Consider the following 26,551-nt stretch of genomic DNA (forward strand, 5'->3'; position numbering starts at 1 on the left):
AGATTATGATAACACAGGCACCCAGAGGCGTGCAGGACTGGTACGGAGAGGATATGCGCAAGCGCGCGATCGTCGAGAAGACAGCGCGGGAGATCGCAAAGACGTACCACATGAGCGAGATCATTACGCCGATGTTTGAGCATACGGTGCTCTTTGCGCGCGGCGTCGGTGAGACGACCGATGTTGTGCAAAAGGAAATGTACACATTTGAGGATAAGGGCGGCAGAAGCATCACACTGAAGCCGGAAGGGACGGCAGGAGCGATCCGCGCCTATCTGGAGCATAATATGTATGCCCAGCCGGGACCGACGAAGCTGTACTATGTGACGCAGGCATTCCGCTATGAGAAGCCTCAAAGCGGCAGACTGCGTCAGCACCATCAGTTCGGGGTAGAATTTGTCGGTTCCGCAAGCCCGCTTGCTGAGGTGGAGCTGATCACTCTGATCACAGAGCTGATCGCAAAGCTGGGGCTTCGGGATGCAAAGCTGCATATCAACAGCATTGGCTGCAAAAATTGCCGCAAGACATATAATGAGGCGCTGCTTGCCTATTTGAAGGAGCATGAGGACAGCCTTTGTCCGACATGCCGGGAGCGTATGCAGAAGAATCCTCTGCGTGTGATCGACTGCAAGGTCGATGCGTGCAAGAAGATCGTAGCCAACGCGCCGCGCACGATCGATTATCTGGACGAGGAGTGCCGGGCACACTTTGAGGAGCTGAAGGCGCTGCTCGACGAGCTCGGTATTGAATATACGATCGACACCGGTATCGTACGCGGTCTTGATTACTATACAAAGACAGTATTTGAGTTTGTGGATTCCAACGGCTTTACTCTGTGCGGCGGCGGCCGGTATGACGGGCTCGTGCATGAGATCGATGAAAAGCAGGATATTCCTGCAGTTGGATTTGGCATGGGGATCGAGCGCATCCTTTACTTTATGGAAAAAGAGGGGATCGAATTCCCGCCGGCAGATCCGGTAGAGCTGTATGTGGGCATTCTCGGAAAAGAAGCGCGCGGACGCGCATACCGGATCGTCGATGGGCTGCGCCGCCAGGGGATCATCGCAGAGACAGATTATATGGACCGCAGCGTAAAAGCCCAGATGAAATATGCGAATAAGCTTGGGGCGAAAAAGACGGTGATCATTGGTACGCAGGAGCTTGAAGACAACTGTGTGAAGATCAAGGATATGGAGACAGGAGAGCAGGTCGAGGTGGCTCTTGACGGTATTGCGGCGTATATCATGAAACAGTGATATCAGCCAGTAGAAAGAAAGCGATTCTGTATAAAACGTAGGAGGAATGAGAAAATGGCCGAAGCTATGAAAGGTTTGAAAAGAACCCACCGCTGTACAGAGGTTTCAAAGGCGGACTGCGGCAGTACAGTTACTGTCATGGGATGGGTGCAGAAGAGAAGAAATCTGGGAAGTCTGGTGTTTGTAGATCTGCGTGACCGTTCGGGGCTGTTGCAGGTGATCTTTGATGAGAAGGATATTGGGGCAGAGGGCTTTGAAAAGGCGGGAACGCTCCGCAGCGAGTACGTGATCGCTGTCGTAGGACGGATCGAGCCAAGAGAGGGCGCTGTCAATGAGAATCTCAAGACAGGAGAGATCGAGCTGCGTGCGACACAGCTGCGTATTCTGTCTGAATCCGAGACGCCGCCGTTCCCGATTGAGGAAAACAGCCAGACAAAGGAAGAGCTTCGTCTGAAATACCGTTTTCTGGATCTTCGCAGACCGGATATCCAGAGAAACCTGATGCTCAGAAGTAAGGTGACGACAGAGGTGCGCAAATTCCTGACCGATGAGGGCTTTCTGGAGATCGAGACGCCGATCCTCATCAAGAGTACGCCGGAGGGGGCGAGAGATTATCTTGTGCCAAGCCGTGTACATCCGGGCAGCTTCTATGCGCTGCCGCAGTCTCCGCAGCTGTTTAAGCAGCTTTTGATGTGTTCTGGATACGACCGCTATTTCCAGATCGCAAAGTGTTTCCGCGATGAGGACCTGCGCGCGGACCGTCAGCCGGAGTTTACTCAGATCGACATGGAACTCTCTTTTGTAGATGTGGATGATGTGATAGATGTCAATGAGCGTCTGCTTGCCCGCATTTTTAAGGAGATCCTCGGTGTGGATGTACAGCTTCCGATCCAGAGGATGACGTGGCAGGAGGCGATGGACCGCTTTGGTTCGGACAAGCCGGATCTGCGTTTTGGGATGGAGCTTCACAATGTATCAGAGGTTGTAAAGGACTGTGGATTCTCTGTATTTACGAATGCGCTTGCAGCAGGAGGCAGCGTGCGCGGTATCAATGCGCAGGGCCAGGGGCATATGCCGCGCAAGAAGATCGACGCGCTCGTTGAGTTTGCAAAGGGATACGGGGCAAAGGGACTTGCCTACCTTGCGATCAATGAGGACGGCACGTATAAATCTTCCTTTGCGAAGTTTATGACGGAGCAGGAGCTTGATGCGCTCGTAGCTGCAATGGAAGGAAAGCCGGGAGATCTTCTGCTGTTTGCCGCTGATAAAAATAAAGTCGTATGGGATGTGCTCGGTGCGCTTCGTATTGAGATCGCAAAGAACCTGGGGCTTCTTAAAAAAGATGACTTCAAGTTCCTCTGGGTGACAGAGTTCCCGCTGCTTGAGTGGGATGAGGAGGAAAAGCGCTACGTGGCCATGCACCATCCGTTCACTATGCTTATGGAAGAGGATCTGGACAAACTGGACAGCGATCCGGGAGCAGTGCGTGCAAAGGCATACGACATCGTCTTAAACGGAACAGAGCTTGGCGGAGGAAGCGTGCGTATCTTCCAGAATGACATCCAGAGCAAGATGTTTGATATGCTTGGTTTTACAAAGGAACAGGCGCAGGAGCAGTTCGGATTCCTGATGAATGCGTTTAAATACGGAGTGCCGCCTCACGCAGGTCTGGCATTTGGGCTTGACCGTCTGATCATGCTGATGGCAGGCTGCGACAGCATCCGTGAGGTCATCGCGTTCCCGAAAGTAAAGGATGCGTCAGACCTTATGACAGAGGCGCCGGGACCAGTCGATGAAAAGCAGCTCGCAGAGCTCTGCCTTGCATGTACAAGGTCCGAAGAGACGCAGGAATAAAGATCGTACACAGTCATAAAAGACTATAAACGAGTATAAAAAGACAAGAACATAAATGCAGAAAAAGAAAAGCTGCTGTATCACACATCTGTTGGTATATGTGTGGTGCAGCAGCTTTTTGGATCTGTCATCAGGAAGCGGGATACGAGGCGCTCTGTGAAGATGGATTCATGATGAGAGACTCTTTTGTGACCTCATTGAAATCATCGATCGCTCCGCGCATGTCACCCATCAGAGCGTTTGTAAAGGCATCATCAAACTGGATCTCCCACAGCGTGCCATTATTGTGAAAGGTCATAGTAATGTCTGTAGCGGTCGTCTGGTCATTTTCCTGCAAAGCTTCCAGGAGCAGACGGGAAGTCTCATTGGAGAAAGAGATACTGTCATCGCGCAGGGAGCGTGTCGTGGCAGCGTAAGCCAGCAGCTTTTCTTTATATATGGAAAGGACATTTTCCATATCAATACTGCGGATACGCACAACGGCCTGTGCGGTATTTCCGTCTTCCTGACAGCGGATAATCTCATAATCAAAGGCCTGCGCAAGCTGGCGGAGATATTCTGCATCGATTTTCGGAGCATATTCCTCGTTGTAGGTGCAAAAAACATCATTGATTTTGAGGTAATCCTTCCATTGCTCATCGGTCAGCTCACAAAACGCGTCCAGATGAATGGACAGGATCTCAGAGACCGGGAGGATGTGAGGATCATTGATATAGGAAATGAAACCGCTTACGAGTGCATCCTCCAGCGCGCGGTCAGCAAGGATGACCCAGCCGGACTCGTCCTTTTGCAGATGAAAAACGGCGGTCGTATCAGTCGTCTCGTACGTATGAGAGGACAGCATGTGATACAGCAGATCGTAGTAGTTATCTGTCTGCGGCTCAGAGGGATCCTTGTAAATATCGACAGATTCTTCTAAAATAGCGCGGCACAGATCCTGGGCCAGAGCATACATGTCTATATTGGTAATCTGGACGGTGACGGTCGCTTTGTCGTGATCGGTCTGTTCCTGTTGGATTTTGTAGTTAAAATTTTTGAAAAAGAGGCTGACTGCTTCGACAGTTTTATCGTTGACTGTACCGGAGGTGAGGTTAGAATTTATAAGATTTTCGTAGGAGACGAAGGCCTGTATCGTATCCGGGTCGAGCTCCTGGATGCGCTCGAGCTCGCTGCGCACGGCCTTCTGGGGGCGTCCCAGGCGTCTCAGATTCCATGAAAAGATCAGTACGATAAGGGCTACCTGCAAAATGAGGATCGCCGGGATCCCGAACCGGAATGTGGCATGTCTGGTCTTGTGGCGGAATACGTACATACCGGTCAGAATACCGATGCTGCCAAAGGCGAGAGCGATGAGAAAGAGCGTTTTTTCCGGCACACGCCATTTGTTTCTGCGCGCCTTGCTTTTGTCGATCCCCATAATGAAAAATCCGATCAGATTTATCGCGATGATGTAAATAATAAGTAATGTCTGCATAAATCCCTCCAACAATAAGTGCAAGATATTGTATCATTTTAATATAAAATGATGCAATTGTCAAATCTTGTGAACTGTTTGCCAAAAATCAAAAGGATGGAATCGCTTATTGACAAAAGAGCAGAGAATCCGTATAATGTTTAAACATAGTATATCAGTAGGAAAAGTAGGAGGTATAGTGATGGGGAATATTTATCAAAATGCGTTGGAACTGATCGGACATACGCCGCTTCTGGAAGCTGACCGGCTGCGCAGAGAGCTGGCGCTTACAGCAAGGATTCTGGTGAAGCTGGAGGGCTTTAATCCGGCCGGGAGCGTCAAGGACAGAGTTGCACTGTCTATGATAGAGGAGGCGGAGCGCAGCGGAAAACTGCACAGCGGCTCTGTGATCATTGAACCGACCTCTGGAAATACAGGGATCGGGCTGGCGGCGATCGCGGCAGTGCGCGGATACCGGGTGATCCTGACCATGCCGGAGACGATGAGTGTGGAGCGCAGAAATATCCTGAAAGCATATGGAGCGCAGATCGTACTGACAGAGGGAGCAGAGGGGATGTCTGGGGCGATAGCAAAAGCGAAAGAGCTTGCGCAGGAGATACCGGGAAGCTTTCTGGCGGGCCAGTTTGTAAATCCGGCGAATCCGCAGGCGCACAGGCGCACGACGGGACCGGAGATCTGGGAGGATACAGAAGGCGCAGTTGATATTTTTGTGGCCGGAGTCGGAACAGGCGGTACACTGACGGGAGTAGGAGAATATCTGAAAGAAAAGAACCCGCAGATCCGGATAGTCGCAGTGGAGCCTGCCTCTTCCCCGATGCTCTCAGAAGGAAGGAGCGGGGCACACGGGATACAGGGGATCGGTGCGAATTTTGTGCCGGAGATCCTCAACAGATCGATATATGATGAGATCATCCCGGTAGAGACAGAAGATGCCTACGCAGCGGGAAGACTGTTTGCGAAAAAAGAGGGGATACTGATCGGAATATCATCGGGAGCGGCGCTGCATGCAGCTATATGTCTGGCAAAGCGTCCGGAAAATAAAGGGCGGACGATCGTTGCCCTGATCCCGGATGGAGGAGACAGATACTTTTCAACGCCGCTTTTTACAGAATAGGTATGCAAAGAATTAAAGGGAGGTACGATCCGCTTCGCTGCGCCCCAGCCGCTCTGAACGCGCTTTGATCGAGGTGGCGTATTCGGAGGGGGTCATCCCGGATATTTTCTTGAACTGCCGGGAGAAATAGTGGATCGAGGAATACCCGAGAAAATCGGAAATCTGAGTAAAGTTCATCTGATTTTCGCGGATCAGCTGCTTGGCAAATTCGATCTTCATTCGTGAAAAGAATTCGATCACGCCGCAGTGATGCTGCTCCCGGAACAGCTTTTGAAGCTGGGAGCGTCCGATCAGATTATCGTGACAGATTTCTTCGATCGACACGTACTGCTGGATGTGCTCCTGCAGGTAAAACAGAATCTTATTGTACGTCGCAGAATGCGGAGGATCGGCAGGGCTTTCTATCTGTATATAGGGCTTTTGCAGCATATTTCTGCGGATCATGGATATGAGCAGCTGTTCGAGATACAGACGGATGAGCTGCTGTGCGCCGAACACACTGTCAGAGCGCGTCGCCATTTCTTCCAGGTACGGATCATCCAGAGGGGAGGAGATGCAGCGGCGCGCTTCTGCGATCAGGGAGCCCAGCAGGCTGCGTTCCGTATCAGAGAGTGTGAGTACCTTCCCCTCAAAAAAGCTCATATACGGTGAGTGACATGAAAAAGATACCACCATGATATTCGGAGCAGTTTTTCCGGTCGCGGTCATTGTGTGAAATTCGTTTGGCTTGTGAAAGATGATCTGCCCGCGGTTCAGATGATGTACGCTGTGATCGGTGCGGACCTGCGCCTCGCCTTTATCGACACATTGGAATTCCCAGAAATCGTGACGCTCTCCTGCAAAATGAAAATCACTGCGGTACTCAAAGTAATGAACCGTGAAAATATCTTCTATCTCAAGATCCGTTTTAAGAGGAATACTTTTGTATGCCATATGGACTCCTTCTCGTATGTATGGGCAGCGCCCTGTCATAAAATGATCGAATATTCCAGTAAATTATAGCAAAATTGCAAAGATTTTTGAACTACAGAGAATAATAGGATAAAATAAAAGGCTGATTATGCAAAAAAGAATTGTAGCGTCAGTGGACAAGGGGCAACACGCTTCTGTTCACTGACGCTAAGAGTAGTGCAAAGCCAGAGAAGCAGAGAAAGTCTTTTATATTTAATGTAAAGCAAAAGAAGAATCGTGCAAATATTAATTATTATTAAATGATATAATGGAATCAACAAAGACCGTGATCAGCTGACAGGGCGGAGTACGGAAGAAAAAATGGGAGGGAACTTTTGTGGAAAACAAGGAGATCATAAAAGAAGTCATAGAAAATTTTTCACTTCCGGGGACACAGCCGAAGGAATGTATTGTGTACGGGAGCGGACATATTAATGACACGTATCGCCTGACGTATGAGGATGAAGCAGGGGAAAAGAGATTTATTCTCCAGAAAATGAATAAGGACATTTTCAAAAAGCCGGAGGAGCTGATGGAAAATGTAAGCCATGTGACTGCCTGGCTGCGGAAAAAGATCCAGGAAGCCGGAGGGGATCCGGAAAGGGAGACCTTAAATCTTGTGCCAACAAATGACGGATCGTCATTTTACGTGGATTCAACGGGTGACTACTGGAGAACGTATCATTTTATTGAGGGTGCGGTGACGTATGATCAGGTAGAAAAGGAAGAGGATTTCTATCAGAGTGCTGTCGCATTTGGACATTTTCAGAGAATGCTTGCGGACTATCCGGCAGATACACTTCATGAGACGATCCCGGATTTCCACAATACAGTAGATCGTTTTGCAAAATTTCAGGCAGCTCTGGAGGCGGATGTGTGCCATCGCGCAGCAGAGGTTGCGGCAGATATCCAGTTTGTACTTGACCGCGAAGAACTGGCGCATAAGCTGTGCGATATGCAGGCAGACGGCACACTCCCTCTGCGTGTAACACACAATGACACAAAACTGAATAACATCATGATCGACACCCGGACACGCAGGGCGATCTGTGTGATCGACCTTGACACTGTAATGCCGGGGCTTGCAGTCAATGATTTCGGCGACTCGATCCGCTTTGGCGCGAGCACAGGGGCAGAAGATGAGCCGGATCTTTCCAAGGTGTGGTGCGATCTGCATCTGTATGAGCTGTACGCGAAGGGCTTTATCGAGGGATGTGCAGGAGCGCTCACAGATGCAGAGATCGAGGCGCTTCCGTACGGCGCGATCCTGATGACGTTTGAGTGCGGAATGCGGTTCCTGACAGATTATCTGGAGGGAGATCATTACTTTAAGATCCACCGGGAAGGACACAATCTGGACCGTGCAAGAACCCAGTTTAAGCTTGTGAAGGATATGGAAGACAAGCTGGAAGAGCTGCAGGCGATCGTGCGCAAATACAAATAAAAACTCCCTTCTCAGAAGCTGCATGACGTGCTGCTTTCTGAGAAGGGAGTCTTTTATGTCAGGCAGGATCATTCTCAGCCTTTTCCAGCTTGACAAGCCGGCTCGTCCCCAGACGGTCCGCTCCGAGACAGATGAATTTTTCTGCATCTGCAAAGGAACTGATGCCTCCGGCTGCCTTGATCCTGACGCCGCCATGCACATGCTCTGCAAATAATGCGACGTCGTCAAATGTAGCACCGGCAGTCGAGAAGCCGGTAGAAGTTTTGATATAATCCGCTCCGGCAGCTGTTACGATCTGGCAGAGCTTGATCTTTTCGCCGTCGGTCAGCAGGCAGGTCTCAATGATCACTTTGAGGATCTTGTCGCCGCAGACTTCCTTGATCATGCGGATCTCCTCCTCGATCGCATCAAAATTCCGGTCCTTGACATCTCCGAGATTGATCACCATATCGATCTCATCTGCGCCGTCGCCCAGTGCAGATTGTGTTTCGAAAACCTTTACCGGAGTAGTACTGTATCCGTTTGGAAAGCCGATGACTGTGCAGATGGCTATCCTGTCGCCCACATAGCTTTTTGCGCGCTTTACATAGGAGGGCGGGATACAGACGGAGGCAGTGCCATATGCGATCGCATCGTCACAGATCGCCTGGATCTCTGCCCATGTAGCAGTCTGAGACAGCAGGGTGTGGTCTACTTTTTTTAAGATTTCTGAGTGTTCCATGAGAATATCCTTTCTATATTTGGAGATGAAACGCTTTTTGTGTCCGATAGGTTATACTAACACAAAACAGGATATTTTACAACAAAAGGAGTTGCGAATTGCAGGGAAAATGTTTATAATACTATTGTTATGAAAAGACTCTGTCTGTGTGATCCGGCACAGCCCTGTGCAGGAGGCACAGCAGGAATAAATAATCTAAGAAAGGCAAGGTAAATGAATATGAAGAAATATGTATGTGGACCGTGTGGATATGAGTATGATCCGGCAGTAGGTGATCCGGATAACGGGATTGCTCCGGGAACAGCATTTGAAGACCTTCCGGAAGACTGGGTGTGCCCGATCTGCGGCGTAGGCAAGGATGAGTTTGAAGAAGCGTAATGCATAAGCTACCTGCAGAGTTTTGCTGACCTGCCAGGCTGCAGGGGATGGCGTGTTTGCAGGAAAACAGGCGGGAGGCTGCGGAGTATCTTTTTCGATACGCTCTGTGGCCTCCCGTTTTTCTGCTTTGTAGTATACACCTGCGCGGCAAAAGTGTGCTCTGTATTACAGACTGTCAATGATCTGCGAGGCGTGCAGTGCGCGGGAGATGATGTGCCGGGACTCCTGATCGAGGTCAGGCGGCAGAGCTGTGTCGTATGGCTCATCATTGAGCAGTGCACCGGAGAGAAGATAGATGTAGTATTCACCATCGGTATGCTCTTCTGTAAGCGCCTCGCCCTTAATACTCATTTCTTTTGTGTCTTTTTCTCTGCCGAGGCTTAGTTCTGTCAGTGTCTCAAGCATGATGCAGAAATGCTTTTCATCCCATGCAGCCAGATAGATGCATTTGCACAGCCCTTTTGTGAAAAAGGGGTAATGGCAGTAACAGTCGAAAAGCTCTTTGAACCGTGTGCGGTGCTGGGGAGTTTCAAACATTTTTTCACGATCCAGTGACAAAAAGCAAGTCTTTTTCCAATCCATAACTCATCCTCCTAAACGTATCAGTCAGAACCTGACAAGATTTTTTCATGCAGCTCGTTTAAATAGACCCAGCGCTCCAGCTTCTGATCGAGCTGCAGCTGTACCTGTTCTTTTTCGAGAAGGATCTGATTCAGCTTTCCATAATCGGTGGCAGCGGCGGCTTCTTTTGACTCCAGCGCGGCAAGCTGTTCCTCCAGTGCGGCGATCTCACTGTCGATCACCTCGAATTCTTTTTGTTCTTTAAAAGAGAACTTCAGCTTTTTTGTGCCGCCCCAGGTGCTCCGGCTGTCGGAGACTGTTTTTGGAGGCGCCATACTCTCAGCGCTATCAGCGGTATCTGCCAGTGATGACTGTCCCAAAAGAGCGTTTGCCTCTGTTTTTCGTGCGTACGTTCCGGCAGAGGTCTCCTGGCTGCGTGCATTCAGATAATCGGAGTATCCGCCCTCGTACTGGCGGATGGATCCGTTTCCTTCAAAAGCGAACATCCGGCGTGCGACACGATCCAGAAAGTAGCGGTCATGCGATACTGTGATGACGATGCCGTCAAAGTGATCCAGATATTCCTCGAGGATCTCAAGTGTCTGGATATCCAGATCATTGGTCGGCTCATCGAGGATCAGTACATTTGGTCCGCTCATCAGTACGCGCATCAGATAAAGACGGCGTTTTTCACCGCCGGAGAGCTTTTCGATTTTGGACCACTGCATGGTCCCGTCAAACAGAAAGCGCTCCATCATCTGAGAGGCAGTGATGCGTCCATCGGCGGTCTGGATGTATTCTCCGACCTCCCGGACATATTCAATCGCGGTAAGAGAGGTGTCCATATCCTCACTCTCCTGTGAGAAGTAGCCGATACGGATCGTCTGCCCGATCGTCACAGTACCCTCATCTGGTGGGATGATCTGGTTGATGATTTTGAGCAGAGTGCTTTTTCCGCATCCATTAGGACCTGTGATGCCGATACGGTCATTGCGCAGAAAAATATAGGTATAGTCCCGGATCAGGCAGTTCTCTCCGTAGGATTTGCAGATATGGTCAAGCTCGATCGTCGTGCGCCCCATGCGGCTGCTCACAGAGCTTAACTGTATGCGGGCGTCTTCTGTGGGAGCCTGTACTGCCTGCATGGCACGGATACGGTCGATGTGCGCTTTTTGCTTTGTAGAACGTGCGCGCGCCCCTCTGGCAAGCCATGCAAGCTCTGTACGCAGCAGGCTCTGGCGCTTGCGTTCCGAAGCAATCTCCATATCCTGGCGTTCGGATCTGAGCGCCAGATAGCTGGCGTAATCACCGGGATAGCTGTAGAGCCGTCCTTTGTCGATCTCTACGATCCGGGTCGCGATGCTGTCAAGAAAATAGCGGTCATGTGTGACCATCACGATCGCTCCGCGAAAATCAACGAGGTAGTTTTCCAGCCATCCGGCCATCTCGCTGTCGAGATGGTTTGTCGGCTCATCAAGGATGAGAATATCAACCGGGGCAAGGACAGCGTTGGCCAGTGCGATCCTTTTTCGCTGCCCGCCGGAAAGGTGGGAGACTTTTTCGCAAGCAGGCGGAAGCCCGAGCCGGTTGATCGCTGCGAGCGCATCGCTCTTGGCGCTCCATTCATTCATGCTGTTTACATTATTTTTTAAGATCGCGTCCAGAACAGTAGCTCCCTCGTCAAAAACGGGGCTTTGCGGAAGATAACGGACTGTTATATTGCGTCCCCGGGTCACGGTACCCTGATCAGGCTCTTCGAGACCGGCGATGATACGCAGAAGCGTCGATTTTCCGGTTCCATTGATACCGATGATGCCGATTTTTTCTCCTTCATTGATGGAAAAATCAGCATCGTCAAGAAGAACGCGCTGGGTGAAGATTTTGGTCAGATGTTCGGCTGTCAGCAGATTCATAGTAAATATCTCCTCAGTCTGTATAATATAAAAACGGTGCGGAAGTATGCTTTGAGCTTCCGGCACCGGGTCGCATCCTGATGCGCGCCAGATTCCCTTTGTATTGTCATAAAAGGCTATAGCCAGTATACCGCATTTTGGGGAAAATTGGCACCAGAATTTCAAAAGAAATAAAAAAAGAAGGGAAAAGAAAAACAGGAAAGCAGCGGGGGACGCAAAGGGTCACCTCGCTGTTCCTGCTTTGAGGGGGAAAATCATATTAGGTACGGGCGCTTTGAAGCGCAGCCAGAAGCTCTGCGGCGCTCTGATAGCGCTCCTTTGGGCAGGGACGCGTCACTTTCTGGATGATATGTGCCAGATGCGGCCCAAGCTCGTCGAGGATTGCATCCGTTACCTTGTATTCTCCGGTGAGACAGTAGTAAAAAAGGATACCGAGAGAATACAGATCGCTGCGGATATCGGTGTGATGGCAGCGAAACTGCTCCGGAGGCGCGGTGAGCTTTGTGCCCATGATGGTAATATCATCGGACAGCTCCGTCCGGTAAAGCTGCGAGATCCCCAGATCTATAAAATGACAGCCGCCATCGGGATCAATGACGACATTTTGCGGCTTAATGTCCCGGTGGATGAGCGGGGGCTCCATGCTGTGCATGAACTGGAGCAGTCTGGTCAGCGAGATTACGTACTCCAGAGCCAGATCGGGATCGATACCGGGTCTGGTATAATTAATCTCACACAGATCTTCCAGTGTCTGACCCGGGATGTAGGTACGGATATAATACGTGATCCCTCTGTGGACAGCCAGATAGACCGGAAGCGGGAATGCGCACGCAAACACGCTGTCAGAGGATCTGTGGATATGCTCCAAAATCTTTTTTTCATTGGCCAGCATGTCCGAATAGACGGAAGGAACGGCCGTTTTCAGCAGGTATTCCTGAGCTGAGGCTCTGGTAGACAGCAGATAAGTAGCGGACTGCTTTGTATATTTCAGACAGGAACGGATCGTGTAGGTACGGGAGAGCGCTGGCGGGAGGATCCTTGGGATATGCTCCGGGAATCTCTTCATGAGTGCTCCTCCCTGTACAGAGGAAGTTCCTGCTCGCTGATCAGAAAGTCGTTCGTCTGCTGCATGGTATATTTCTTCTCGATCGCAAAAATAACAGCCGCATCGCGTCGAACCTTGGCGTACAGTGTACCCTGATGTGCCAGACGCAGCAGCTGGTTTGTCTCGCTGAGTGTGGCCGGCAGACACAGGCAGATCCGAAGGATGATGTTGCGTCCGGGTGTTTTCTGACCACTCAGGATATGATAGAAATAGGAGCGCTCAATCCCGCTGGCACTGATGATCTCCTTCGGGGTCTTTGCGTATTTATCCATCAGATGATAGAGAAAATGACAGAAAACAGGTTCGGTCTCTTTATCGTGGTAGGCTGCGGTCACTTCTGAAAAATGTCCTGATTTTTTGATAATAGAGAGAAGCTGCGAAGTGGTCAGTCCGTTTTTTTGCTGGTTTTTCATAAAAATCACCTCAGCTTTATCTTCATAATAAACTAACAGAAACGTGAAGACATGCACTGCACAGTATTATTAGTTGTAAAAATTATATCACATGCAGAAGGGAGAGACAATTTGTTTGAAATCATAGAGCTAAAAGTCTACTATAAGAACACAGGCAGGTGACTGAAAAAAAGATAAAATTAGGGCTTGACAAAAAAGAAAAACTGAGATAGAATATCACCGTTGTCAAACAGAATAGTTGCTGTAAGCTGAAAAGCTTCGGTATCATGCGGGTGTAGTTCAATGGTAGAACACCAGCCTTCCAAGCTGGATACGTGGGTTCGATTCCCATCACCCGCTTTTTTGCTGCCTGGGGCAGCGTCTGATCTGTACTCTGAAAGTCGGGGATTCCCGGCCTTCAGAGTATTTTACTTTGCAAAGAAGATCTTGTGCGGTGCCCGGAACGTCGATCGATCAGTTTTCGGCCTGTGTCTTTTGCGATGCCTGATCCATGACCTGCTTTAGTTCATTGATCATTTCTTCGTCTTTTAAGCTGAATTTGATCTCTACGCGGCGTGAGGCATCCATGTTGATCTGACCATTCTCATCGTACACGGGATTGCTCATGGAGTGCCCATTGGCAGTGAGACGGGCCTTGAGCTGTTCCTGCTCTTCGCCGGTAAGGAAAGAAGCGGCGTTCACGAACAGATAGTTTGCTACTGCAAGCGCACGCTCCTGGGAGAGCTGCAGGTTGTAGAGATAATCGCCGTCCGTATCTGTGTAGCCGTCAATGCGGACTTCCGCAAGATAGCTCTGGTATTTTTCAGACATCAGTACCTTGCAGTAGACCGGAAGGATTTCTCCGAGCATAGCGTTGCCCTCTTCGGTCAGTACACTCTCATTGTAGGCAAAGAGAACATTGGAGTCGAGGGCAATCGACCCATCTGTCTCATCGATCACAACGTTTAGACTTTGCTGGTCAAACTCCTGTTTCAGATCAGAGATCAGATCTGCTTTGATGCCAATGATCTGCTCGATTTTCTGCTGCTGCTGCGCCATCAGATTTTCCTGTTCATCGAGCGCCGCCTGCTGCTGCGCCATCAGGGCATTCTGCTTTTCGAGTTCTTTTTGCTGGGAAAGGACGAGCGCAGACTGCTCATCGAGGTCTTGTTGCTGGCTGGCAAGAAGCGCTGCCTGTTCATCCAGATCATTTTGCTGACTGGCAAGCAGGGAATTCTGCTCGTCCAGTTCCGTCTGCTGCGTTGCAAGCAGCGCTTCGCGCTCCTGGAGCTCGGCGAGCAGCTGATCCTGTGTGAGCTGATGCGCGGCTTTTTCGGCAAGCGCTTCCTGATAATTTTTCTGTGCCTGCATAAAGGAAATACACAGGACAAGTACGAAGAGCAGGAGCAGTCCGGCCATCATATCTGAGTAGGAGCGCCAGATATTGTGACGCTCATAGGTTTTCTTTCGTTTCTTATACATTGGATATCCCTCGTTTTTTAAAACTGCTATTTTCTGCGCATGCCCCGGAAGAGCCGCGGGGTTTCTATTATATCTGCAAGCTCATCCAGCTTGCGCAGTGTCTTTGAGAGCATGGCTGTCTGAGAATCATTGGCTGCGGTAAGCTCTGCATTCAGATCAGAAGCAAGCTGATGCTTCTGGATCTCCTTTAACTGAGCCGAAATGCGGTCAAGGCTCTCGCGCAGCAGGAGATTGGAGCGGACAGGACCCATATCTGAGATCTTGTCAGAATATTCCTTTAGCTGAGCACTGTTTGCTTCCCAGACGCTGGAGAACTGCTCGATGGATTCATACAGAAAACGGACGTATTCCTGATAGGTCTGCATCTGCTCCTGATTGATACGCAGAGCATCTGACTGAGCGTCAGAGAGCTGTTGGATCGTTTTGGCATAGTATGTCTCCGTCTGCTCCATATTTTCCTTCATAGTGACAAATGCCTGCTGTATGCGGGACAGCGAGTGATCCATAAAATCCGTGCAGGATGCCTGAGCCTGCTGAAGCTGGGTGACAGTGCTGTGAAGCTGCGAAAAATCCTCGCGCAGCTCTTCTTTCATCTGGCGGGAAACGGTTTCGCAGATCTGTGTCATCACCTGTGCCTGATTTTGGGTAAAAGTATCTACGATGTGCCGGATCCCCTCTGTCATGCGGTCATATGCCGGCGTGATCGCTTCCTCAAAGCTCTTTCCCATCTGTTCGACGAAAACGGCAGTGAGGTCATGTGCCATATCCTCCCGTGACTTCTGTCCCTCCAGCAGCCTGGAGAGGGAATCCATCTCATAGGGAGGCTTTACATACAGGTAAAAGGTATCGAGAAATTCCTCAATCTGTGCGGAGAGGTTCGCAAATTCACTGCGCAGGTTAAAGGAGAAGGCGAGTGAAAGCGAAATACCGTAGATAGAGGTGATAAAGGCTACCTTGATGCCGTTGATCAGGGGAGTGATAGAACCGGCCATCTGTTCATAACCGGACGGGTCAAATTCGCGCAGTCCCATAACGAGCCCGACAAAGGTGCCGAGGATGCCCAGGCTTGTCAGGATATCCGGTATCAGTTCAAGCAGACTCCGATGCGCATGCTCTTCGATCACATCTTCGTTGATAAAACCTGCAATGTCGCAGGAGACATCAGGGTTGCTGTGCGACATCTGGCAGTACTGGCTGTAGCAGCTGTCAAGAAATGCGTTGTCAAAGAGCGGAGCATCACCTGTGCCGTCCGGCAGAAGCTGTGCGCTGCCGTCTTTGAGGGACTCGGCAGCACGTCTGAGCGCGCGGCAGTCCTGGATCAGCCGGCGCAGACCGATCAGGCAGGCGGCTGCGATCATAGCAAGCATAATAGCAAGAAAAGACAGATTAAACAGGATCGTCGAAAACTCCACATCCCGGCTGATATAGGTGATAAAGATGCAGATGCCGATCGAAACAGCAGCGGCAAGGACAGAAATAGATCTTCTGATGTACAAAAAAACGCCCCCTTTTTTGAAGATTTTATACAATTAATTATAAGAAAAGAAATCTTTGCCGTAAAGCGAAACTGAAAATTTTAAGAAAAAAATACGAATCACAAAAAGAAGTGTTGACGGCGGTAGAAAAAAAGGTAAAATAGAAATGAAACTGATAAAAATGCCCGGACAGGTACTAAGAAGAGGGCAGAATGAAACATAAAGATCATGGCAGGAGGAAAAGGACAATGGATTACGCAAAAGAATCTTTAAGGCTTCATGAAGAATGGAAGGGAAAGATTGAGATGACACCGAGAGCAGCGGTTGACAGCAAGGAAGCACTTTCACTTGCTTATACTCCAGGCGTTGCCCAGCCGTGTCTTGAGATACAGAAGGATGTCAGCAAGAGCTATGACCTGACACGCCGCTGGAATACAGTTGCAGTGGTGACAGATGGAACAGCAGTGCTTGGCCTTGGGGATATCGGACCGGAGGCAGGTATGCCGGTTATGGAAGGAAAATGTGTGCTGTTTAAAGCATTTGGCGATGTAGATGCGATCCCGCTTTGCGTGCGCAGCAAGGATGTAGATGAGATTGTAAATACAGTAGCTTTGCTCGCAGGCAGCTTTGGCGGTGTCAACCTTGAGGATATCAGTGCGCCGCGCTGCTTTGAGATTGAGAAGAAGTTAAAAGAGCGCTGCGATATTCCGATCTTCCACGATGATCAGCACGGTACGGCAGTGATCACTCTGGCAGGTCTTCTGAATGCGCTGAAGTTCGTCGGGAAGGATATCAGCGAGGTAAAAATCGTCACAAGCGGAGCAGGTGCCGCAGGTATCGCGATCATCCGCCTGCTGATGAGCATGGGCTTGAAGAATGTGATCATGACAGACCGCACAGGCGCGATCTATAAAGGACGTGAAGGACTCAATGCGATCAAGCAGGAGATGGCGGAGATCACAAACCAGAACTGCGAGAAGGGGACACTCGAAGAGGTGATCAAGGGCGCCGACGTATTTATCGGTGTTTCTGCTCCGGGTACTCTGACTAAGGAAATGGTGCAGACGATGGCAAAGGATCCGATTATTTTCGCATGTGCGAATCCAACGCCGGAGATTTTCCCGGATGAGGCAAAGGCAGGCGGAGCAGCAGTCGTATCAACAGGACGCAGCGATTTCCCGAACCAGGTCAACAATGTGCTGGCGTTCCCGGGAATCTTCCGCGGTGCGCTTGATGTGCGCGCATCTGATATCAACGATGAGATGAAGATCGCCGCAGCACGTGCGATCGCAGAGCTTGTAAGTGAGGAAGAGCTCAGTGCGGATTATATTCTTCCGGCAGCATTTGACAACCGTGTAAAGGATGCAGTCGCAAAGGCAGTTGCAGAGGCGGCAGTGAAGAGCGGCGTGGCACGCATTTAAGGAAGGATTGACAGTAAGACTTTAAAAAACTACAAAGACCTGTGGAGTAATGATGACATGTTTTCATAAATACTCTACAGGTCTTTATAAATTTAATAGAAACCGAGATTGTGCATCAATAAAAATTATTTTTTAAAAACTGGAATATCAGAAACATCCCGGTTTTCATTACGGATATAATCCTGATTATAAGGCAGGTTTGTTACTTTTGCACGAATCTTCATCTGACGAGTACCAGGCGTACCCCAGAGAATTTCCAATTCGGTACCTTTGGCTGCATATTCCGGTGCGATAAATCCAAGGGAGATCATACTATTGTATGTATAGGAAATGATTCGTCCGGATGTAATGCCGATTTCCTTATTGCCGGCAAATACTTTATCCGCCCTGTATTCGAAACGAAATTCTCGAACGCAGAGATTATAGCCTGTATCAGATGGTTTTGAAATATCTTCGCATGGTTCATCGCCGGGCTGGATCATTGTTGCGAATACTTTAGCGACATCTTCGGCATTCCATTCCAGCGTTACGCAAGTTCTGGAAGGCTTTTTTGAAATTTCTATCAGTGCTTCTTTACCAATGAAATCATGATTATTCTTTACAAGAAAATCCCAACCAACATCATAAGGTGTCACAAAGCGTGTTTGAAGTTCGTCGCCGACACTTCCGAAAATTCTGCGGTTTAAGTTGAAGAAAGAAAGATGGGGTACGCTATACATGTACTTTGACATTTCTTCACTTGTCTCAAACCAGGGCAGAGGGTAATGAAGATTAATGTTTGGAAAACCGGCTTCTGTATGGTTGAACAGATTGTAGGCCTGAAGTCCAAGCTTTCTTGCACCGAATTTTTTACCGGCATCCCATACCAGGTTGTAGATTTCAGCATAATCTTCCATATCACCATGAATTTCATATGCAAGGTTTCCAGACATCCCAAGACGAATAATACGAATATTTTTTCCGTTAACGTCCTGAATTCTGTGTTTTGCGAATTTGATATCGTGCAGATTGGCCTGGAACGCGTTTTCAAGAATCTCAAGAGATTTTTCACCTGCAATCTGAATGAAATATTCTTTTCCTGTCATTACTTTTCCGTATACATTGAGATCAGATGAAGTGACATAGTAGGAGATGACAGGGTCTAGCCAATAAGTTCTGTAACGTTCCTCCTCAATGCGAATAACAACACCATCTGTTAAAATCTGTCCTTTTTCATTACACATAACAGCATGTCGGAGTCCATTCATTCCCAGTGTTGAAAAATCGTTTGTACATACCTGACCTAATAATTTTGCTGCGTCCGGCCCGCACACATCATAAATTGGCGATGTCATAAGCGCTGTGCCGATCCAGGCGCTTGTCTGATATGCTTTGATTTCATCATCAACACCAGTATATGAATAGGGAGCTATGTAGTCAGGTCCCTGCGGTATGAATAATGTTGCGCCTTCTAATGCTGGATTCATTATTTCTGCCATTTTTTCCCTCCATAATGTGATTGATTTTATTTGATGACTTCATTTTATACGGATTGTATGTAAAAAGAAATGGTTGTATTATAATGATTAAGAAGCAATTTTAGTTATTTTTAACCGAAAAGGGGATATTATGAAGCTTAGTCTGTCTATAATCATTGAAAAACTGAAGGAAAAAGGAATAACAGTTGAAAACAGGCAACAATCTGAAGGGCTTATTCAGGGTGCTGTGTATCCATATGACAAAAAACAGTTTGAAATACAGGATATTTCTTTAAATATATGGGTATTTGACAAAAGAAATGAGGAATTGCTGGATATCTTGATAGAAAATGGACTTAAAGCAGGGTATTGTTATATCTTTTGTGGAGCTGAAATGAGCAAAAGTGAAATGGTTATTCAAATGATCAGCAGTATTATGGATGAATTTTCATTTTGGAAGGAACAGATTTTGTTGAAAATGTTAGAAAGAGAAGATATACAGTCCATTATTGATCTTATGGCCACTAAAGTGCGTAATCCATTTAGTTTAATGGATGGCAATGGTTTTATCCTTGTACGATCTAAGGGATATGAGACGATTCCGAAAGGAACGATCTGGGATACTATGAATGGGAACTATTTAAATATTTATGATTTTTATTCTCCTAAAGAATGGAAAAAAATCCGCAGTCAGATGGATTTGGCAGGCCACAGACATGTTTTGTTTCGACCGGAAAAAGATTCTCAGCATGTTTATTATGCTATTAATTTATATGATCAGAACCTCGTAATCGGTTCGATTGGTGCACTGGATAATAATGGACCATTTTCAAAGGGGCAGATTGCGATTATGGAGATGATCCGCGATATGCTTGAACTCTATTTTCGTACACAGTACAATGCGGTTGAATCAGGAACAATCATTACTACAGCATTTAATCGTCTGGTGAATAGGGACTATGATGTAAATGCAATTCGTAAATTGTTAAACAAATATCATTGGAAATCAGAGGATATTTTTTATCTGATTGCGTTTGACTTTCCAGATATGGCGCATTCGGAAATGGAACTATCTTCTTTTATGAATCTGATTCATATGCAGTTTCCTAAATCGGTGACAGGGCTTTATAATAAGCAGATCATAATTGCAGTACGAAAATTGGACTACGATCTGGATAGCAAAAGGCAGAGAGAAACATTACAGAAATTTCTTTTGCAATATGATTTTTATTGTGGAGTGAGTTATTCGTTTAGAGGGCTTGAAAATAGCCAGTATTTTTGTGAACAGAGCTGTTATGCGGCATCATTTGCTTATCAAAATGAAGATTCAGAAGAAGGAAATTTGAGAATCCTGAAATATAAAGATGTGCAAGTGAAACACATTATAAATGCGCTCGGGCGAAAGGAAGAAGTACGAAAATATTGTCATCCGGCGATTTTAATGTTGAAGGAAAGCAGGAAAAAGTCAGATCAGGTATTGCCTGACTGTCTCAAATCATTTCTTGCAAATGGCCGGAGTATTGCACATGCGGCAAAGGCACTTGGAATGCACAGAAATACCCTGATTTATCGATTGGATCGATTGGAAGAAATATTAGATGTGCGTTTTGAATATCTGACAGACGATGAACTCATGGGGCTGCTTTTGTCGTGCTATATTGCAGGAGAGATATAACACGTTTTGCGGCTATTGTTCCAACAGCGCAGGTTCTGAATGGGTATGCTGGAACAGTAAATATAACAGCGAATTTTTGTGCGAAATATACAAAAATCGATCTTTACTTTTTCTTAATGTGTCAATAGACACGGATGGGACTGTGTGGTAGCATAGCTGTAGTACAGGAGTACAGAGCGATAGCGGCACAAGAAAATGTGCGCATTACGGGAGGAGAAAAAATGGAATATCCAAAGAATAATTTTCCGGGTGGAGTATGGCCGGTTATGCTTACTCCATTTACAGAGGATAACCAGATTGATGAGAAGGCGCTGCGCGCGCTGGTTGACTGGTATATTGAGAGCGGTGTGAAAGGACTTTTCGCTGCATGCCAGTCGAGTGAGATCCATGAGCTGAGCTTTGAGGAGAGAATGCGGATCGCCGAGATCACAGTAGATGCGGCGGCAGGCAGAGTTCCGGTTGTTGCGAGCGGACATACTTCTGACAGCCTTGAGGATCAGGCAAAGGATATCAACACAATGTGGAAGACGGGAGTAGATGCGGTGATCCTGCTGACGAACCGTCTGGCAAAAGAAGATGAGAGCGATGAGGTATGGATCGAGAATTATCACAAGCTGGAGAAGATGATCGATCCGGAGATCAAGCTGGGCGTATATGAGTGTCCGAGACCATACAAGAGACTGCTTTCGATCCCGGTGATCACAGAGATCGCAAAGACGAACCGTTTCTATTTCCTGAAGGATACCTGCTGTGTGGCAGCTGATATCCGCGAGAAACTGAAGGCGATCGAGGGTACGAACCTGAAGCTTTATAATGCGAATGCGACGACAGCACTTGAGTCTCTGCGTGACGGAGCAGCTGGCTACAGCGGTATTATGGCAAACTTCCATCCGGAGCTGTGGGTATGGCTGTGCGAGCATTATAATGACAAGCCGGAGAATGCAGACCGCGTACAGGAGGTCCTGATGGCAGCATCACTGATCGAGCGTCAGCTGTATCCGGTAAATGCAAAATGGCATCTGAAAGAGATCGAGAAGCTCCCGATGACAACGAAATGCCGTGTGCAGGATGATTCTCTTTTGTTTGAGACATGGAAAGAGGAGGTCCGCATGATGGACCGTCTGTGCAACCGGACGTATGAGGAGTACTGTAAATAATAAAAAACAACAGACACAAGCAGCAAAGAAGAGGGAAAGTGATGAGAAGAGAAAGAAGTAAGGCGCAGATCATCCGCGAAAAAATGCAGCGGGGCGAGAGAGTCATTGGAGCTCATACTTTTTATCTTGATCCATCGATCACAGAAGCGCTCGGGGCTCACGGGTTTGATTTTGTATGGATTGACGGAGAGCATTCGGCATTTGACCGTGGAAGTACGCTGGCGCATATCATGGCGGCGGCTGCAGCAGATACTGCATCGGTTGTCAGGGTTGCGTGGAACGATCCGGTACTTGTGAAGCCTGTTCTGGAGATGGGGCCGGACGGCATTATCTTTCCTATGGTCTGCACCGCCGAGGAAGCCAAAAAGGCTGTTGCGGCGTGTATGTATCCGCCGTACGGAGTGCGCGGATTCGGGCCGAGGAGAGCGAACCGATATGGCGCAATGACAAATGAAGCGTATCTGGATCATCCGGAGGAGTCATTTCTGCGCATTGTCCAGATCGAGCATGTAGAGGCGGTACATAATCTAAAAGATATTCTGGCTGTGGAGGGGATTGATTTTCCGCTGATCGGAGCGAACGACCTGTCTGCATCCATCGGACATCTTGGCGATACAAAGCATCCGCAGGTGCGTGCGCTGTGCGAGGAGATCGTTGCGGTCTGCAAGGAGATGAAGCGTCCGTTTGGCGTCTCTCTGGGCGCAGGGGATCATGAGGCGATCCGCTACTGGATCCAGAAGGGCGCGACCTTTATCGGGTGCGGAGATGATATCAGCTATATCAGCATGGGTTGCCGGTCTACCATGGAGTTTGTACACAGATGTATCGGGGAGGATGGAGCATGAAGTTGCCGGAGGAAGGGTTTGCGCTGTCAAGGGCAAATCTTTACGAGCAGATCGCAGATACGCTGGAATCCTGGATCCTCGCAAATGGTTATACAGAGGATGGCAAACTCCCGTCTGAGCAGGCGCTTGCCGATGAGTTTGGAGTCAGCCGCAACGTGATCCGCGAGGCACTCAAGCTGCTAAAGGAAAGAGGACTGGTAGAGTCGAGGAACGGTACCGGCTCCTATATCACAAAGCCGGCGGCAGAAAACCTTTCCGATGTTATCAGCCGCATGGTGGCGATGGATCACATTGATTATCTGGCAATCTACGAGATAAGAAGTATACTGGAGACTGCTGCGTGCCAAAAGGCAGCGCAGATCGCTACACAGGAGCAGCTTGCGCAGATGCAGGAGCTGCTGGAAAAACTGAAGGACCGCAGTATATCGGTCGAAGAACGCAGAGAGATGGATTTTGCTTTCCACATCGCGATCGCACAGGCGACAGACAACCCGCTGCTTGTGATACTGGTACAGGCAATGAAAAATATCTTTATAGAAATGATAGAAAAAGGTATTTTCATATCAGGCGGGATTGATGATGCAATCAAACGTCACAACAGCATCATGCAGGCGCTGATGCAGCATGACGCAGCCGCCGCCGAGCAGGCGATGCGCGAGCATCTGGAATTTTCCAGAAAGAATGTGGAGGCATATATGCAGGGACAGCAAGCTGCCGGGCAGCGGCTGTCTGATGAGCAGGTTCCTTCGTCGTAACGGCGTAGAGATACATGTAAAAAATTTTCAGGAGGAAAAAGAAAATGAAAAAGAGAGTATTAGCAACAGCACTTGCTGCAGCAATGGCAGGTTCCATGCTTGCAGGCTTCACGACACAGGCAGAAGATCTGGGCGATCCGGTTACTCTGACAGTCACACTGACAGCTGTATCGACAGACACACACGCTCAGGCAATGCAGGAGTTTAAGAAAACAGTAGAAGAGCTCTCTGGCGGAAATATCACAGTAGAGGTTTATACAGATGCACAGCTTTTCTCTCAGGAAGAGGAAGTAGCTGCAGTCGTTATGGGGGACGCTGACATGACGCTGACAAGCGCATCCTGGCTGACAACAGGTTCTCCGTGGGTATCCATGTTCACAGCAGGCTACCTGTTCAACAGCTATGATCACATGACAGCAACATTAAACGGAGAGGTTGGTCAGGAAGTATTCCAGAAGATCTCTGACGAGCAGGGACTGCTTCCGCTTGGCGCATGGTACCTTGGTTCCCGTGAGATCTCACTGTCTGAGGACAGAGCAATAAAGACTCCGGAAGATCTCAATGGCGTAAACTTGAGAATGCCGAACTCCGAAGCATGGCTGTTCCTCGGCGAGGCTCTTGGAGCAAACCCGACACCGATGTCCTTCTCAGAGCTGTATCTTGCACTGCAGACAGGTGCTGTTGACGGACAGGACAACCCGCTTGGCTCTGTAGAAAGTGCAAAATTCTACGAGGTACAGAAGTCCATCACTCTGACACATCATCTGGTAGACTCTGTATGGCCGGCAATCAACACAGAAAAATGGAACTCTCTGACAGATGCTCAGAAAGACATCATCCTTCAGGGTGTTGAGGCAGGAAGAGATTTCTGCGACAGCACAAACCTTCAGAAAGAGGAAGAGCTGATCTCCTTCTTTGAGGAGCAGGGTCTGTCTATCTACGAAGCTGATATCCCGGCATTCCAGGAGCACGTACTGAACTACTACCTGAACGACGAGATCTCTGCTGACTGGGATATGGAGATGTATGACAAGGTAGCAGCAATCGGCGCTGACCTTGGCGGCGCTGTTGAAGCTGAGTCTGAGACAGAGGCTATGACAGAGTAATTATCTGACGATCTCTTTATAGTGAAAGAAGTGGTTCCCCGCATTTACAGCCCTGCCGGGGCTTAGATGCGGGGATTTTTTTGAAAATTTTGGGAAGGAGTAAGGCTATGGAAGGATTGAAAAAGGTCGGAAAGTTCCTGCGCAACTGCGTGGAGCTTTACATTCCGGTGGCATCGTTTCTGATCATGTTCAGTGTGTTCGTGATCCAGATCGTTGCGAGATATGTGTTTAACAGCCCGGTACAGTGGGCATATGAAGTGACGGTAATCGGTTATCTGTGGATGGTAGTCCTGGGCGCCTGCTATGCATACCGCGACAGATCTCACGTAACATTTACGCTTATTTATGATAAGCTCCCGGTAAAGGGAAAGGCAGTATGTGCATTTCTTGGAAATCTTCTGATGGCGATCGCATTTGTGGCAATGTTTGTTCCGGCGTGCGAGATGATCGGTAAGATGAAAATGCAGGAGACGAGCGTACTGAAGATCGGTCTGAATGTTGTATACAGCCCGTTCATTGTATTTATGATCATTATCCTGATCTATATTGTCAGCGATATGATCCTGGAGCTGAAAGTTATGACAGGCATCGGCGGCGAGGCTGCAGTACAGAAGATGCTTGATGAGACAAAGAATGAGACTCAGGAAGCGATCGAGGCTGCTGAGGCAATGGAAGAGGCTATGAAGAAGGAGGAAGGAAAATAATGGATATAAGTACAGCTTTACTTATCTTTTTGCTGATGTTTGTACTGATCTTCGTTCTGCGTATGCCGATCCCGATGGGAATGATGACTGCATGTGTCTTTTATTTCCTGGTATCTGGTGAGAGCCCGAAAATGGTTGCGCAGCAGACACTGAAAACATTCTATACAAACTACACGATCATCGCTGTGCCGCTGTTTATCTTTGCAGCGAACGTTATGAACAGCGGAAAAGTAACAGAAAAGGTATTTGGTTTTGCGATGGGCTTTGTAGGTCGCTTCAAGGGCGGTCTGGGTCACGTAAACGTACTGGCTTCTCTCGTATTCTCCGGAATGACAGGTTCTGCGATCGCAGATGCCAGCGGTCTTGGAAAAATGGAGATCGATGCAATGCGTGCAGAAGGCTATGATGATGGATTCAGCTGTGCGATCACAGCGGCATCCGCTACGATCGGGCCGATCTTCCCGCCAAGTATCCCGATGGTTATTTACTCGATGCTTTCCGGCGCTTCTGTAGGCGCGCTGTTTATGGGAGGTATGGTTCCTGGCGTACTGCTTGCGATCGCCCTGATGATCTATATTTTCTTTATTGCGCACAAGAGAAATTACCCGATCAGTGAGAAGGTAAAGCTCCGCGCATTCCTGAGATATACCTTTAATGCGATCCCGGCGATCCTGACTCCGGTCATCCTTCTGGTAGGTATCTACACAGGCGTTATGACACCGACAGAGGCAGGCGCTGTAGCTGGTCTGTACGCACTGATCGTAGCTGTATTCGGCTACCGTGTACTGAAATGGGAAGGCTTCAAGCAGGTACTCATCGATACGGTAAAGGCAACGGGCACAACGTCTATCATGATCGGTGCTGCCACAACGATCTCCTACATCGTTGCAAAGGAGCAGGTAGCTGCGACAGTCGCTACATGGCTGACAGGTTTCACAGACAACAAGTACGTATTCTTTCTGATCGTGAACCTTGCAATTCTCGTACTTGGTATGTTTATTGATACTTCTGTTATCCAGGTTGTATTTATCCCGATCCTTCTGCCGATCGCAAAGGCATTTGGGATCGACCTCGTACATTTTGGTCTGGTTGTTATCTTCAACATGATGATCGGTCTGTCCACACCGCCGTTTGGTATGCTTTTGTTTATCACCAGCGGTATTTCAGGCACTCCGCTGAAGGATGTCATAAAAGAAATATGGCTGCCTCTGTTGACGATGCTGATCGTACTTGGTATTATTACATATGTACCTGATGTCGTACTGTTCCTGCCGAGAATGCTGATGGGATACGCAGGCTGACAGGAAGCGG

At 48.4% G+C, this 26,551-nt stretch carries 23 protein-coding genes and 1 tRNA gene; 14 read left to right on the forward strand and 10 right to left on the reverse strand.

From position 1 onward, the window contains the following. Positions 1-5: 5 nt before the first annotated feature. Entirely contained in the window at positions 6-1,256 is a 1,251-nt protein-coding gene (gene hisS, locus QOX44_RS05980) for a histidine--tRNA ligase (RefSeq protein ID WP_283682097.1), read from the forward strand. A 54-nt stretch (positions 1,257-1,310) separates the two neighbouring features. Continuing rightward, positions 1,311-3,110, forward strand: a complete 1,800-nt coding sequence (gene aspS / locus QOX44_RS05985; protein ID WP_283682099.1) for an aspartate--tRNA ligase — start codon at positions 1,311-1,313, stop codon at positions 3,108-3,110. Between the two features lie 130 nt (positions 3,111-3,240). On the opposite strand, the gene QOX44_RS18070 is transcribed toward aspS, so the two are convergent. Further along, complete coding sequence (locus QOX44_RS18070; RefSeq protein WP_331488336.1) at positions 3,241-4,584, reverse strand: DUF1294 domain-containing protein; 1,344 nt, start codon at positions 4,582-4,584, stop codon at positions 3,241-3,243. A 181-nt stretch (positions 4,585-4,765) separates the two neighbouring features. Between QOX44_RS18070 and cysK the strand changes: the two genes are divergently transcribed. Continuing rightward, on the forward strand, positions 4,766-5,698 hold the full coding sequence (cysK, locus tag QOX44_RS05995) for a cysteine synthase A (protein WP_283682101.1): 933 nt from the start codon (positions 4,766-4,768) through the stop codon (positions 5,696-5,698). A 12-nt stretch (positions 5,699-5,710) separates the two neighbouring features. On the opposite strand, the gene QOX44_RS06000 is transcribed toward cysK, so the two are convergent. Beyond that, on the reverse strand, positions 5,711-6,631 hold the full coding sequence (locus QOX44_RS06000; RefSeq protein ID WP_283682103.1) for an AraC family transcriptional regulator: 921 nt from the start codon (positions 6,629-6,631) through the stop codon (positions 5,711-5,713). A gap of 355 nt (positions 6,632-6,986) precedes the next feature. Between QOX44_RS06000 and QOX44_RS06005 the strand changes: the two genes are divergently transcribed. Continuing rightward, on the forward strand, positions 6,987-8,093 hold the full coding sequence (locus QOX44_RS06005; RefSeq protein WP_331488337.1) for an aminoglycoside phosphotransferase family protein: 1,107 nt from the start codon (positions 6,987-6,989) through the stop codon (positions 8,091-8,093). A 58-nt stretch (positions 8,094-8,151) separates the two neighbouring features. Here the strand turns inward: QOX44_RS06005 and deoC are convergent, their stop codons facing one another. Further along, on the reverse strand, positions 8,152-8,814 hold the full coding sequence (gene deoC / locus QOX44_RS06010; RefSeq protein WP_283682105.1) for a deoxyribose-phosphate aldolase: 663 nt from the start codon (positions 8,812-8,814) through the stop codon (positions 8,152-8,154). A gap of 219 nt (positions 8,815-9,033) precedes the next feature. On the opposite strand from deoC, the gene rd reads away from it, so the two are divergent. Continuing rightward, positions 9,034-9,192 carry a rubredoxin gene (gene rd, locus QOX44_RS06015; protein WP_283682177.1) on the forward strand — a complete coding sequence of 53 codons (159 nt, stop codon included), beginning with the start codon at positions 9,034-9,036 and terminating at the stop codon, positions 9,190-9,192. 165 nt (positions 9,193-9,357) lie between these two features. Here the strand turns inward: rd and QOX44_RS06020 are convergent, their stop codons facing one another. The 4 genes from QOX44_RS06020 to QOX44_RS06035 form a co-directional block, all read right to left on the reverse strand. Beyond that, a complete protein-coding gene (locus QOX44_RS06020; RefSeq protein ID WP_283682107.1) occupies positions 9,358-9,774 on the reverse strand; it encodes a hypothetical protein in 417 nt (138 codons plus the stop codon). 20 nt (positions 9,775-9,794) lie between these two features. After that, positions 9,795-11,666, reverse strand: coding sequence for an ABC-F family ATP-binding cassette domain-containing protein (locus QOX44_RS06025; protein ID WP_283682108.1), 1,872 nt, complete (start codon positions 11,664-11,666; stop codon positions 9,795-9,797). Between the two features lie 259 nt (positions 11,667-11,925). Beyond that, a complete protein-coding gene (locus QOX44_RS06030; protein WP_283682109.1) occupies positions 11,926-12,732 on the reverse strand; it encodes a serine/threonine protein kinase in 807 nt (268 codons plus the stop codon). Next, positions 12,729-13,184 (reverse strand): hypothetical protein, encoded by a 456-nt coding sequence (locus QOX44_RS06035; protein WP_283682110.1) that lies wholly within the window; start codon positions 13,182-13,184, stop codon positions 12,729-12,731. The genes QOX44_RS06030 and QOX44_RS06035 overlap by 4 nt, the downstream gene beginning before the upstream one ends. 268 nt (positions 13,185-13,452) lie before the next feature. On the opposite strand from QOX44_RS06035, the gene QOX44_RS06040 reads away from it, so the two are divergent. After that, positions 13,453-13,523, forward strand: a tRNA-Gly gene (locus QOX44_RS06040). A 114-nt stretch (positions 13,524-13,637) separates the two neighbouring features. Here QOX44_RS06040 and QOX44_RS06045 read toward each other — a convergent pair. Both QOX44_RS06045 and QOX44_RS06050 read right to left on the reverse strand, forming a co-directional pair. Beyond that, positions 13,638-14,645, reverse strand: a complete 1,008-nt coding sequence (locus QOX44_RS06045; RefSeq protein ID WP_283682111.1) for an OmpA family protein — start codon at positions 14,643-14,645, stop codon at positions 13,638-13,640. 26 nt (positions 14,646-14,671) lie between these two features. After that, positions 14,672-16,141: a MotA/TolQ/ExbB proton channel family protein gene (locus QOX44_RS06050; RefSeq protein WP_283682112.1), complete on the reverse strand. Its 1,470-nt coding sequence runs from the start codon at positions 16,139-16,141 to the stop codon at positions 14,672-14,674. Positions 16,142-16,368: 227 nt separating this feature from the next. Between QOX44_RS06050 and QOX44_RS06055 the strand changes: the two genes are divergently transcribed. Beyond that, positions 16,369-17,541: an NAD(P)-dependent malic enzyme gene (locus tag QOX44_RS06055; protein ID WP_283682113.1), complete on the forward strand. Its 1,173-nt coding sequence runs from the start codon at positions 16,369-16,371 to the stop codon at positions 17,539-17,541. A gap of 125 nt (positions 17,542-17,666) precedes the next feature. Here QOX44_RS06055 and QOX44_RS06060 read toward each other — a convergent pair whose 3' ends face one another. Continuing rightward, the gene (locus tag QOX44_RS06060; RefSeq protein ID WP_283682114.1) at positions 17,667-19,019 is read right to left on the reverse strand and encodes an aminomethyl transferase family protein; all 1,353 of its coding nucleotides are present in this window, start codon (positions 19,017-19,019) and stop codon (positions 17,667-17,669) included. Between the two features lie 130 nt (positions 19,020-19,149). Here QOX44_RS06060 and QOX44_RS06065 point away from each other — a divergent pair, with 130 nt between their 5' ends. The 7 genes from QOX44_RS06065 (at position 19,150) to QOX44_RS06095 (ending at position 26,541) form a co-directional block, all read left to right on the forward strand. Then, positions 19,150-20,673, forward strand: coding sequence for a PucR family transcriptional regulator (locus QOX44_RS06065; RefSeq protein ID WP_283682115.1), 1,524 nt, complete (start codon positions 19,150-19,152; stop codon positions 20,671-20,673). 221 nt (positions 20,674-20,894) lie between these two features. Beyond that, positions 20,895-21,830, forward strand: coding sequence for a dihydrodipicolinate synthase family protein (locus QOX44_RS06070; RefSeq protein WP_283682116.1), 936 nt, complete (start codon positions 20,895-20,897; stop codon positions 21,828-21,830). Positions 21,831-21,871: 41 nt separating this feature from the next. Beyond that, entirely contained in the window at positions 21,872-22,675 is an 804-nt protein-coding gene (locus tag QOX44_RS06075) for an HpcH/HpaI aldolase family protein (protein WP_283682117.1), read from the forward strand. Next, positions 22,672-23,430, forward strand: a complete 759-nt coding sequence (locus tag QOX44_RS06080) for a FadR/GntR family transcriptional regulator (RefSeq protein ID WP_283682118.1) — start codon at positions 22,672-22,674, stop codon at positions 23,428-23,430. Before QOX44_RS06075 ends, QOX44_RS06080 begins: the two co-directional genes overlap by 4 nt. 44 nt (positions 23,431-23,474) lie before the next feature. Then, a complete protein-coding gene (locus tag QOX44_RS06085; protein WP_283682119.1) occupies positions 23,475-24,536 on the forward strand; it encodes a sialic acid TRAP transporter substrate-binding protein SiaP in 1,062 nt (353 codons plus the stop codon). A 107-nt stretch (positions 24,537-24,643) separates the two neighbouring features. Then, entirely contained in the window at positions 24,644-25,240 is a 597-nt protein-coding gene (locus tag QOX44_RS06090) for a TRAP transporter small permease (protein WP_283682120.1), read from the forward strand. After that, positions 25,240-26,541, forward strand: a complete 1,302-nt coding sequence (locus tag QOX44_RS06095; RefSeq protein WP_283682121.1) for a TRAP transporter large permease — start codon at positions 25,240-25,242, stop codon at positions 26,539-26,541. Before QOX44_RS06090 ends, QOX44_RS06095 begins: the two co-directional genes overlap by 1 nt. The last annotated feature ends 10 nt before the right edge of the window (positions 26,542-26,551 follow it).

Origin of the sequence: Parablautia sp. Marseille-Q6255 (assembly GCF_951230155.1) — a bacterium.
Lineage (GTDB): Bacteria > Bacillota > Clostridia > Lachnospirales > Lachnospiraceae > Choladousia.